The 11,559-nt window shown below is 45.1% G+C and carries 13 protein-coding genes; 5 read left to right on the top strand and 8 right to left on the bottom strand.

Annotated elements, in window-relative coordinates; all coding sequences use genetic code 11:
• Both ACTF5U_RS03875 and hemH read left to right on the top strand, forming a co-directional pair.
• The coding region (locus ACTF5U_RS03875) for a DUF1731 domain-containing protein (protein ID WP_438970327.1) at positions 1 to 372 on the top strand (372 nt) is incomplete at its 5' end.
• Positions 373 to 386: 14 nt separating this feature from the next.
• Positions 387 to 1,418 (top strand): ferrochelatase, encoded by a 1,032-nt coding sequence (gene hemH / locus ACTF5U_RS03870; protein WP_438970326.1) that lies wholly within the window; start codon positions 387 to 389, stop codon positions 1,416 to 1,418.
• Here the strand turns inward: hemH and ACTF5U_RS03865 are convergent.
• The 3 genes from ACTF5U_RS03865 to flgA form a co-directional block, all read right to left on the bottom strand.
• Positions 1,401 to 1,889 carry a flagella synthesis protein FlgN gene (locus tag ACTF5U_RS03865; RefSeq protein WP_438970325.1) on the bottom strand — a complete coding sequence of 163 codons (489 nt, stop codon included), beginning with the start codon at positions 1,887 to 1,889 and terminating at the stop codon, positions 1,401 to 1,403. The genes hemH and ACTF5U_RS03865 overlap by 18 nt on opposite strands.
• Before the next feature lie 15 nt (positions 1,890 to 1,904).
• The gene (flgM, locus tag ACTF5U_RS03860) at positions 1,905 to 2,204 is read right to left on the bottom strand and encodes a flagellar biosynthesis anti-sigma factor FlgM (RefSeq protein ID WP_438970324.1); all 300 of its coding nucleotides are present in this window, start codon (positions 2,202 to 2,204) and stop codon (positions 1,905 to 1,907) included.
• Between the two features lie 88 nt (positions 2,205 to 2,292).
• A complete protein-coding gene (flgA, locus tag ACTF5U_RS03855) occupies positions 2,293 to 2,991 on the bottom strand; it encodes a flagellar basal body P-ring formation chaperone FlgA (RefSeq protein ID WP_438970323.1) in 699 nt (232 codons plus the stop codon).
• A 136-nt stretch (positions 2,992 to 3,127) separates the two neighbouring features.
• On the opposite strand from flgA, the gene ACTF5U_RS03850 reads away from it, so the two are divergent.
• Positions 3,128 to 4,045, top strand: a complete 918-nt coding sequence (locus tag ACTF5U_RS03850) for a chemotaxis protein CheV (protein WP_438970322.1) — start codon at positions 3,128 to 3,130, stop codon at positions 4,043 to 4,045.
• Between the two features lie 38 nt (positions 4,046 to 4,083).
• Here ACTF5U_RS03850 and ACTF5U_RS03845 read toward each other — a convergent pair whose 3' ends face one another.
• The 4 genes from ACTF5U_RS03845 to ACTF5U_RS03830 are packed head-to-tail and all read right to left on the bottom strand — an operon-like array spanning position 4,084 to position 8,878.
• Positions 4,084 to 5,211, bottom strand: a complete 1,128-nt coding sequence (locus ACTF5U_RS03845; RefSeq protein WP_438970321.1) for a DUF4340 domain-containing protein — start codon at positions 5,209 to 5,211, stop codon at positions 4,084 to 4,086.
• Positions 5,212 to 5,258: 47 nt separating this feature from the next.
• Positions 5,259 to 7,172 carry a Gldg family protein gene (locus ACTF5U_RS03840; RefSeq protein WP_438970320.1) on the bottom strand — a complete coding sequence of 638 codons (1,914 nt, stop codon included), beginning with the start codon at positions 7,170 to 7,172 and terminating at the stop codon, positions 5,259 to 5,261.
• 15 nt (positions 7,173 to 7,187) lie between these two features.
• Complete coding sequence (locus ACTF5U_RS03835) at positions 7,188 to 7,928, bottom strand: ABC transporter permease subunit (RefSeq protein ID WP_438970319.1); 741 nt, start codon at positions 7,926 to 7,928, stop codon at positions 7,188 to 7,190.
• A complete protein-coding gene (locus tag ACTF5U_RS03830; RefSeq protein WP_438970318.1) occupies positions 7,928 to 8,878 on the bottom strand; it encodes an ABC transporter ATP-binding protein in 951 nt (316 codons plus the stop codon). The genes ACTF5U_RS03835 and ACTF5U_RS03830 overlap by 1 nt, the downstream gene beginning before the upstream one ends.
• A gap of 161 nt (positions 8,879 to 9,039) precedes the next feature.
• Between ACTF5U_RS03830 and ACTF5U_RS03825 the strand changes: the two genes are divergently transcribed.
• On the top strand, positions 9,040 to 10,104 hold the full coding sequence (locus ACTF5U_RS03825) for a DUF2333 family protein (protein ID WP_438970317.1): 1,065 nt from the start codon (positions 9,040 to 9,042) through the stop codon (positions 10,102 to 10,104).
• A 147-nt stretch (positions 10,105 to 10,251) separates the two neighbouring features.
• Positions 10,252 to 10,653 (top strand): c-type cytochrome, encoded by a 402-nt coding sequence (locus tag ACTF5U_RS03820; protein WP_438970316.1) that lies wholly within the window; start codon positions 10,252 to 10,254, stop codon positions 10,651 to 10,653.
• A 46-nt stretch (positions 10,654 to 10,699) separates the two neighbouring features.
• On the opposite strand, the gene ACTF5U_RS03815 is transcribed toward ACTF5U_RS03820, so the two are convergent.
• Positions 10,700 to 11,503, bottom strand: a complete 804-nt coding sequence (locus tag ACTF5U_RS03815) for a substrate-binding domain-containing protein (RefSeq protein ID WP_438970315.1) — start codon at positions 11,501 to 11,503, stop codon at positions 10,700 to 10,702.
• Positions 11,504 to 11,559: the final 56 nt, after the last annotated feature.

Below are 11,559 nucleotides of genomic sequence, written 5' to 3'. Positions count from 1 at the left end.
AAGCGTATGTTACTGCCATTCAAGCTAGGACTGGGTGGTCGGATTGCAGATGGTCAACAGTACATGCCCTGGATTCACCTGACAGACATTGCCAATCTGTTTATATTTTTGAGTAAAAAGTCAGAAGCAGAAGGTATTTTTAACGGCACCGCTCCTGAGCCTGTGACCAATGCCGAGTTTACCCAGTCATTAGCAAAACAACTCCATCGTCCGGCTGTGTTGCCCGTGCCTGCCTGCGTACTCAAACTTGCTCTGGGTGAAATGTCAGCATTACTACTTGGTGGTCAACGTGCTTTGCCTGTAAAAGTGCAGGAAATCGGGTTTGAGTTTCACTATACTGAACTTAAATCAGCCCTTAAAAACACTCTCTAAATAAAATGTGAAATATGACTAAACGTGCCGTTCTTTTAGCTAATCTGGGTTCACCTGATGCCCCTGACACCTCCTCAGTCCGACGATATCTTCATCAGTTTCTGATGGACCCTTATGTAATTCAATTACCCTGGCCGCTTAGAAAGCTTATTGTCAGTCTGTTCGTATTACCGACCAGACCCAAGGCATCAGCTGAAGCATATCAAAGTGTCTGGATGAAGCAGGGATCGCCTTTAATCGTCTTGTCTGAACGGCTCAGAAAGGCTGTATCTGAAAAAGTGGATATACCACTGGACATGGCAATGCGTTACGGCAAGCCCAGTATAGAAGAAAAAATTCTAACGCTGACTGCGGATAAAACGGTGTCTGAACTTTTATACATTCCGCTTTACCCTCATTTTGCTGATAGTACGGTCACGACCTCAATAGAGGAAGCGCGGCGGGTAATTAAAAAACACCAACTCGATATAAAGCTACAGGTACTCGAGCCTTTTTACGACAAGCCTGACTATATCGACGCCTTAGTCAAAAGTGCCGAACCTTACCTTGCCCGGGATTACGATCATATCGTGTTCAGCTACCACGGCTTACCTGAATCACACATCACCGAACTTGATTCAACCGGTTCGCACTGCCTTAAACAGGAAAACTGCTGTCAAGTCGATAATCCCGTTGTTCATAAAACCTGTTATCGCCACCAGGTGATGCGAACAACGGAGTGTTTTACTAAGCAGGTTGGATTAGCAAAAGAACGCTATTCGGTTGCATTCCAATCACGTCTTGGACGTGCTAAATGGTTGGGCCCGAATACAGAAGATCGCCTTCAAGAGTTAGCCAAAGACGGAGCAAAAAACGTATTAGTCATTTGCCCCGCCTTTGTCACCGACTGTTTGGAAACATTAGAAGAAATTGCAATACGGGGTGAAGAAGTGTTCAAGGAGGCAGGAGGTCAGACATTAACGTTAGTGCCGTGCATGAATGACCACGATGCCTGGGTTGAAGTATTAGCTAAATGGTGTCGACACGAATCAAACACGACCTATTAAAGGTTGTCTGACAACTTGGTTGGTGTATTCACCACCTGGTCCATAGGAACTAGTCTCAGGATCGCGGCCACGAAGAATGCTGATGGCTTTGACTAGATATTGACGGTTTACATTAACGATACCGCCATTGACCTGATTATTGTCACGACAGGACTTTGCCACCACCCGCAACTTTGATAGCAAACTACTCAAATGATGGGCTTCAGATTCAGGGTGATTGGCAATAAATGCCTCTAACCCTGCTTTGCCGGCGGGGAATCCTGCCGCTTTAAGCAATTGCTCTCGCTGACGTCCGAGTTGTTCAAGCTGAACAACATGTGGCTGTTTTTGTTGATTCAATAGGGTAATCTGGCTGAGCTCCGCGTTTTTCAACGCCTCACGCTCTTGTTGCAGCAGTTGTGATAATTGTGAGGAAAGGTTGAGTTCTGATTGTAAAATAGAACTCAGTTGCTGCATTGCGTTCATCGCCATGAGGAATGTCCTTGCTTAAAAGTCTCCCTCAAAATCAATCATTTTTCGTGCCAACTCTTGACTATCAATGGTATAAGATCCGTCATCAATCGCTTGTTTGATGGCGTCAACACGAGCAGAATCGACTTCTGGTACGTTGGCCAGTTTTGCTTCCAGTGACGCCAATGTTTCACTCAAGCTCACTTTATCCGTTTCAGTGTTAGGCGCCGACACATTGGGACTTGATGCAGGTGTGGATCTGTTACCATCAGCAACGTTGCGGGATGAATTAACATCGGGCTGCAGCGTTGGTTTGATGCTATTAATGTTAGACATATGAATGTCTCCCTTAAGAATATGTACTGGATATCGGCCAGATAATTGAAAAGTTGAGTTATTTTATCAATTTTTTTATTGATTTCTATTACATGGTTACTTTCACAACACCGGGAGCGTGCACAACACCCTCAACAACGCGTTTTGATGAACTATTTTTGACCTTCACCTTTTCACCAACACTGGCATCTTCCATCGCCGTGCCGTTCATCCTGACTTCCATACTGCCTGCACTGGCAACAAGAATTATCTGTTCACCACGACGCACCACTTTCTCAAGTTTAAGACCGCGCGGCGGCAATACCATCCCCATTGAAAGAGGATATTTAAGTTGTTGTCCCAACACTTTTTCGGTCGATTGTATAAAACCTTGTCGCAGCTCACCGATATCCATTAGTTCCAGTTTGATATCTGCGTTAGTTAAATTCTGATTTCTAGCGAGAGGGCGTGAAGCCACTACCACTGGCTGCATTACTTTCACTTTAACCGGGACGTAAACAGTCCACTCTGTGGGCGAAGTACACTTCACGCCAACTGTACGATTACCTATTGTATTCGATACAGTATTAGAAAAAGCCTGTAGCGACTTGTCACATTCTTGAAGACGTAATCGGTCATCCAGTGCATCCACTATAACTTGTGGATTGTCATAACTTGCCTGAGCATCACTAACAGCAAACATATAGGCAGTTTGCTCGATATCCGATAGTGCATGTAACGATTCGGCATTTAGTGGCTGTGTCAAAAATATGACATTCAGTGCAATGAAAAAAATATTTTTTGTCATTAGAACTAGCCTCGCTGGCTATTTTTAATCAAGATACGTAAACCATTGCAAAGAACATGCCTCTATTAAATAACAAAAAATGGTTAAGTCTTCTCAGACTTAGTCGATAGCCTTTTTAAGCTGAAATGGAGTATTCATGAGCAGTATTAATGACGTTGACCAACGTACCAATCTGGCTGGTACTAACCGCTTGGAATTATTATTGTTTCGCCTGGGTGGGTCCCAACTGTATGGCATCAATGTATTTAAGGTACGTGAAGCGATCCCCTGCCCTGCTCTGACAACAATGCCAAATAGCCATCCTGTCATTCGAGGAATTGCTTCTTTCAGGGGAAACACTGTCAGTATTTTAGACCTGTCTCAGAGCATTGGTCGTCGAGCCATAGAAAACCCGGAACAGAGCTTTGTCATATTGACTGAATACAATCGTTCATTACAAGGGTTTCTGGTGAGTCAGGTTGATCGCATCATTAATATAAGCTGGTCTGAAGTATTACCACCACCCTCTGCCTCAGGCGCAGGTAATTACATGACTGCCATTACCAAAGTCGACGACAAGATCGTACAGATTATTGACGTTGAACAGGTTCTCTCTGAAGTCATGAATATTGATGTCGCAGTCTCTTCTGATCTGGCTGAAGGTTTAAGCGAACAAAATGCAGAAGATCGTAAACATATTCTGGTTGCGGATGACTCCAGTGTTGCCCGTAATCAAATCAAACGAACACTCGATCAAATTGGAATCGACACTACGATTGCAAAAAATGGCAAAGAGGCTTTGGATATTCTCAAAAATTGGGCGGCGGAAGGCCTGAATGTCAGTGAGCATGTGTCATTACTTATTTCTGATATTGAAATGCCAGAGATGGACGGCTACACCTTAACTGCTGAGATTCGAAAAGATCCGGCACTTAAAGATCTGCGTGTGTTACTGCATACCTCAATGAGTGGCAGCTTTAATGAAAGCCTGGTGCGGAAAGTCGGTGCCGATAAATTTCTACCTAAGTTTTCGGCAGATGAGCTCGCTGCCGAAGTGCAGGCACTGATTGCCTAACTTAGAATAAAAAAAAGGCTCCTGAAGGAGCCTTTTTACTAGCGTGGACCAAAGCCTGTCATATCAGGTGGCATTGGTATCACATTCGATCTCTCACTGACGATGTCTGATTTGGCACGCATCAGGTTCGTGCCCACAAAGCCACTCACGCGATAGACCCATGACGCCATACGTTTATCAAGTTGTTTTGCTTCTTTACGAACCGCTTCTGCAGGCTTCAAGACATCCAATTTCTGGATATCCTCTGGTGCAGCTTGAACCGCATTTGCATCAAATTCGGCATCGAAAGTCGCATAATAAAAACCATCAATGAATGATGTTTCCGAGGTCACAACCAAACCATCAAAGGTAGTGAACTTAGCCGTAACCACTTCAGACTCACCACGTGAAAATTGTTTGACGGGTTTGACGTCTTCCATTCGCATTTGATGCAGAGAACCGGCTATATCGTAACCAAGTTGCTCATACTTAAAAGTCGTTTTTTTGCCTTGCTCGGGCGTACCAAATTTGTCTTTTTCGCCCAGATTGACCAGCACTGCTTTGTTACCGTTTGGCTGAATTATTTCAACCTTAGCGATGCGCTCACGCGCCAGATTAATGATCTCGCCCTGAATCCAGTTCAGCATAACGGGGCTGATTTGCAAATAGCCTTGAGCTAACCAACTCTGCTCTTCGCCTGCCCGACGAACGTAAAATTGTTTAGGGCCTGCCTGCTGCGTCACATCACGGATATCACCCAACACCAGTCCAGCAATATCCTCATCACCATCCGACAAGGTGATTTTGAGCGATTCACCACCGGGGGTTTCAGGCTCAGCGCCTTCCACACCCAAGACCTGATATTGCTCAGGGTTGTCTGTTTTTCGCTCTACAATTTTAGCCTCAGACATATCGATGAGCATGCGTTTCACTTCATCGAAGTTGGCTGGGTAATTAAAGTGCTCTTTGATATACCAGTCTTCACCTTCACGTTGCAGCGAAAACTGATCTTCACTACTACTGAATTGAATCTGGTTAACTTGGCTCAACTGTTCATACAAGTCAGGGAAGAGTAAACCAAAATCATCATTATTGTCTTCAGCCCGGTAAATGGTGACCAGCATCAGTAACACCATCACGACGGTGACAATCAATAAGATAGACAGACTGTTGAGTTTTTTTGTCATTTTTTACAACCTAATTTGTCGGGACAACTCACTATGGGTTCCAGTGATTACTGCTGGCTTCGACCTTTATTACGTTTACGGATTCGCATCCAACCGGTAAAGATCGCCAGCAAACCAACAAGAATCGGCACCAGACCGATGTTGAAGAATTTTAGCTGGGTATCGAGCGTATCAATATCTTTACGAAGATTAGCCTGCACCTTACGCAGCTGCTGTTCTGTTTTGTTGGCTGTCAGACGGAATTGAGCAATTTCTTTTTGCTGCTCAGGCGTCATAATCTGCTCGCCACTACCACTACGTTGCACCTGCATACGGGCAATACGTTGCTGTGTTTCTTTCAGCTTCTTCTGTAGTTCACGTTCTTTGGTTCTGAAACGTTTCTCAGCATCACGCTGCAGGGCAATCACACGATGGAATGGTTTGGAGAAACCAGCTCTCGAACGCACACTGATGAGTCCTTCGCTGCCAGTCATGTCCTCGACGGCATTGATCAAGAAGTCGATATTGTTCGAGGTGCTGAAAGCGAGCTGCTGACCATAAAAGTCCTGAGTTTGTACCCAGAAACGGTCATCAAGCATATCGACGTCAGCAACTGCAATCACATCGATTGCCTGTTTCGCTTCGTTCAGATGGCCCGGCATTTTTTTGACTTCACCACTGGTAGTTTTAGCACCGTCAGGAAAGGCTGATTTAACATCACCTTCAACCCGTACAGCCATCGGGTAGCTCAGAGTGCCAGCCTCATATTTCGTTAGTAAAGCCACCGGATCGTTCCGGAACTGAACCACACGCTTGTCTACCAACATGGCTTCATTACTTGAAGACAATAGCGTTGTGACTTTGGTGGAACGTTGATCCAGCATTTCAAAACGTCCTGGCGTTGCCAGATTAATTTTACGTAAAGCAGATGTAATGCGCTGGTCTTTATTGAAGTTAGATTCATCCAGCCCCTGCCACAGCACATAATCAATTGGTTCATAATCGGTCTTCGCGCCAAAATCAACTTTGGTCGCTGTTTTGCGATCGGCTACCACATCGGCACTGCCACGTTTGATACCCCATGCTTCAAACAACCGATCCATATTTGAGCTTCGTGGTGCCATCATCGCTGACATCGGATTATCCGGATCTTTTTCCGGCACATCGACCTCGGCATACGGATCCACAAAGGTCACCAATTTGCCGCCATTCAGAACAAACTGATCAATGGCATAAAGGGTACTGTCAGTAAATTCCTTTGGATGCACAACTACCAGCACATCAATACTTGATGGGATGCGACGGATATCGGAAGGCAACATCGATAAATCAAACATTTGACGCAGTTCCGACATCATGGCCCAAGGCTTGGCACCATCAGATGTATCGACTTCACCTTTTAGCGGATCATATTGTTCACCATCCAGTGCCAAGGCACTCAACATCGCAACAGATTTACGATCGGTATTGGATAGCTTGTAGATCAATTTAGTCAGGTCGTATTCCAGCGTGTCTTCTTTCTCCGGCTGGAAGAAAGGTATGGTTTCGACACCATCCAATAGGTTGGTACCTACCAGGCCGAAGTACATAGGATCCGGTTCACCTTCAATCGGCACTGACTGCAAGCCATACTGCTGGGCACGCTGCTCGTTATCCGAAAACGGCTCAGGGTTCATTACAAACAAGCGAATATTGCCATTCGAAGCGCGCTGATACTCCTGCAATAACTCCTGAACCCGCTGCGCGTAGGATTTCAGACTGGGAAGCGCCTGCGCGACCTGCTCTGAATAATAAAACCGCAGGGTAATGGGCTCTTCAATCGACTCCAGAATATTCAATGAGCCTTCGGATAGCGTGTAGAGATTGTCTTCCGTCAAATCTATCCGTGCAGATTTGAAGTTACCGTTCACCACAATATTAAAAGAGACAAACAGGATAATGGCCAGTATCAGGCCGGCTGTTGATAGAAGTTGTTTATTCATTGTCGCAAATTTCTCCTAATCGGCCTTACGAGCATTGATTATCAACGCATTGGCAAATAACCAGATGGCGATCAGTGAGATGAAATACATCATGTCACGCATATCAATAACCCCTTTGCTGATCGCATCAAAATGCGTCAGGAAGCTGAATGAACTGATAGCTTCAACCAGCGTTTGTGGCGCCCAGCCAGCAAAGAAATCAATAACAATTCCGTAGCCGCACAAGACAAACACAAGACTAATAATCAGACTCAACACAAAGGCAATTACCTGATTTTTGGTTATCGCTGAAATACACGAGCCAATTGATAGAAAACCACCGGCCATCAATAAACTACCCAAAAAGCTGGCGATAATGACACCGTTATCCGGATTGCCAAGATAATTCACCGTAATCCACAATGGAAAGTTAAGGAATAATGCCAAACCGGTAAAAGCCCACGCAGCCAGGAACTTACCTAGCACTGCTTCAAAGACTGATACAGGTAAGGTCATCAATAACTCAACCGATCCGCTTTTACGTTCTTCGGCCCACAGGCGCATGGATATGGCTGGTATCAGCAAGATATAGAGCCATGGATGCAGCGAGAAAAATGGATACAGATCCGCCTCGCCGCGTTCGAAGAAATTACCGACATAGAAGGTTGAGAAGCCGGTCAGTAAAAGAAAAATGATAATGAAGACGTATGCCACTGGCGTTGCAAAATAGCCATTAAACTCACGCTTCATGATGAACCAGATATTTTGCAATTTCATCAGTTGCTAGCCCCCGTATTAGGCATGGTAATGCTGCGGAAGACCTCATCCAGACGACCATGCTCAGCATGCAGTGCATCAATCTCCCAACCATTAGCACGGATTTTTTCAGATAATTCGGCTGTAATCTGATCGCCCTGTTTCGGGTAGACTCGGAAACCAGCTTGTCCGGTCAGCGCTTCTACGGACGAGACAAACGCCAGTGATGACAGGAATGACTCAAACGCTTGCTGTTCAACATTGGCCACATTGACGCATACCGCGTTGTAATAACGTGACTTCGACTCTAATTCTTGTGGCGTACCATCAAATTTAACTTTGCCGTTGGCTATCACTACGTTGCGGGTACACAAGGCATGTACCTCTTCTAAAATGTGGGTTGAGATAATAATGGCTTTGTCTTCGGCCATTTCGTTGATGAGCGTACGAACTTCATGTTTCTGGTTCGGATCCAAACCATCAGTCGGCTCATCAAGAATTAACACTGGCGGATTATGCAATATCGCCTGTGCCAGACCAACCCGACGCTTGTAGCCTTTGGACAGAGTTTCGATAGGTTGATGCATCACAGTGGTGATACGTGCTCTGTCTGCCGCAGAATCGACAGCACGTTTTCTGTCAGCACCGCTCAGGCCACGAATTTCAGCAATAAATTTAAGAAAGCCGTCCGGCGTCATATCTGCATACGCTGGAGCGCCTTCAGGCAAATACCCCAAATGTGCTTTTACCGATATCGGATCCTGTAACACATCGTAGCCACACACTCTGACTGTGCCATATGTAGGTGTCAGGAATCCTGTAATCATTTTCATCGTGGTGGACTTACCGGCGCCATTTGGCCCCAAAAACCCCAGCACCTCGCCTTTACTGACAGAAAATGACACGCCATCCACAGCTTTAATCGCGCCAAAATGTTTGGCCAGATCATCGATCTCGATTCTCAATGTCATACCTAAAGCGTCCCCCGCTTCCTTAATATTTTTTGCAAACCCGTCATTATTCTGAGGTCAGTCCTTGTAAGTCAAGTTTGAATTTCCTCAGAGCATCCCCATTGTTTTAGCTAGAGTTAGCGCATAAGCTGTCCCTGACCACCTACAAAAACGAGTTTGCTATGGCCCTGAATCAGTTAACACAAAAATTTCGTGACATCGGCTGGACTGTCCGCGACAGTTTCGCCGATAACACTACCCGCAAACGCATCATCAAAATATCCGGTATCGCTGTCGGTGCAGTGATTGCCATAATGATCCTGATCATGATCTGGTGGAGCATGACACCCGACCGTTTCGATCCGTTAAACAATGCGCAAGTAACGGCCAGTGAACAACATCAACAATTTGTGACCGGATATACATCCACCACAACCTTAATCACATTGGTACAGACCCTACTTGATAAACCCGGCGGTTACATCACCAACGATGTCATGCCGCCATCTGTATGGATGGACAACATGCCCAATTGGGAGTTCGGCGTTTTAGTTCAGGTTCGTGACTTTTCACGTGCACTGAGAAACGATATCAGCCGTAGCCAATCACAATCTCTTGAGGATAATGACCTCGCCATTGCCGAGCCCCAGTTTAACTTTAATTCCGACTCATGGCTGTTTCCGCCTACAGAACGTGAATACCGAAAAGGCATCAAAGCGCTGCAATCTTATCGTCAGCGGCTCAGCAATGACAGCGATAATGATGCCCAGTTTTACGCTCGTGCGGATAATTTATCCGGCTGGCTGTCAATTGCCGGAAAACGACTTGGCAGCCTGTCACAGCGTCTCACGGCAAGTGTGGGACAAGTACGTGTCAACACTGATTTAAGTGGTGATCCTGAAGCACTTCAATCAACACCAACGGCCGCAGAAGTTGTCAGCAAAACACCGTGGAATGAAATTGATGATGTCTTTTTCGAAGCACGCGGTACTACCTGGGCTTTGATTCATCTTCTTAAAGCGATTGAATACGACTTTAACGATATTTTGAGAAAGAAAAATGCATTGGTCAGTCTGCGTCAAATTATTCGTGAGTTGGAAGCGACGCAGGAAACGGTTATGAGCCCGATTATTCTCAATGGCGGTGGGTTTGGTCTTTTTGCCAACCACTCACTGGTGATGGCATCGTATATTTCACGTGCAAATGCCGCCATTATTGATTTAAGGGATCTTCTGAATCGAGGATAAACCTTACATTATATAGGGGATATAACACACAGGACTGGCAAATCACCCATTTTTTACTTTGTTTGATTGTATAAACTCTTTATTAAGCCTTATCGGCACTGGTTATGACTGACCAGAAGTAACTACATATAAAGATGGAGATTATTTATGCTTTCACCCAAAACAGGATTTGCTCTGCTGTTGTCTCTCACCACAATACTGCCCCTCAGTTTGGCTAATGCGGAAGAAACACCTTACACCGTGACTGATGGCACCCATTTGGATGCTGAGACCTACCAAGGCTTCAAGCTATACCGAAACTGGTGTGCACGCTGTCATGGTACCTATGGGCAAGGTATGGTTGGTCCCAATCTGGCTGATAGCTTGGGAATAATCACTAAAGAAGAATTTTTCAACACGGTTGAAAATGGTAAATCTGGCACCATTGGGAGCATGCCCGCCTGGTCTGCCAACCCAAAAGTTATGGAAGGCCGTGAAAAGCTTTACCGCTACTTAAAAGCACGCAGTGATGGTGCTATTGGTGTAATAAAACCCAAGAAAGCCAAGTAATAAAAAAGCGGGTTGCCTTATTGGTAACCCGCATTCGTGTTAAAACCTAATGTATCGCATCGGGATGAAACAGTTGCTGTCCATTCATGCGAAAGTCGTTAATAATAGATTGACCTTCTTCGCCAGTGACAAAATCAATATATTTTCGGGCCAAATCGTATTTAACATGATCATGCTTCGCAGGGTTCACTGCCATTACATGATAAGGGTTAAATAACACCTCATCACCTTCAAACAGCACTTTCAAACTCATTTTTTCGGCATAGGCGATTTGAGTACCGCGATCGGTCAACGCATAGGCCTGTTTTTCATCGGCAATCTTAAGTACCGCGCCCATTCCCTGACCTGCAGCAACATACCACTTACCTTCAGGTGTTAGGCCGGCATTCTCCCATAAAGTTTTTTCTTTCTTATGTGTTCCAGAATCATCACCTCGCGAGACAAAATCTGTTTTTGAATTGGCAATACGGATGAACGCCTCAGCTGCATTTTTTGCGGTCGCAATATTGGCTGGATCGGATGCCGGACCAACCACAACAAAATCATTGTGCATAACAGCACTACGATCACTAAAATCACCGGATTGAACATACTTTAGTTCTGCAGCTGGCGCATGCACAAACACCACATCCACATCACCATTGCTGCCAATTTTAAGCGCTTTACCCGTGCCAACAGCAATAACATCGACTTTGGCATCAAACTTTTTTTCGAAAACCGGGTTTAATACCGCCAATAATCCAGAGTTATCAGTGCTGGTCGTTGTCGATAGCTTGAGATGCTCGACGGCCATCGCCATAGAGCTCATCACTAACAACAGAATCAGACTTAATCCTTTTTGCAGTTTCATAGGCTTTCTCCTTAATTGATATTCATACTTAGAGTAGAACAATTTGTTGACATAAA

Source organism: Methylophaga sp., assembly GCF_965655755.1.
In the GTDB taxonomy this organism is placed as follows: Bacteria; Pseudomonadota; Gammaproteobacteria; order Nitrosococcales; family Methylophagaceae; genus Methylophaga.
Note: the sequence above shows the minus strand (reverse complement) of the source record. Positions and strands in the feature narration are given on the sequence as shown.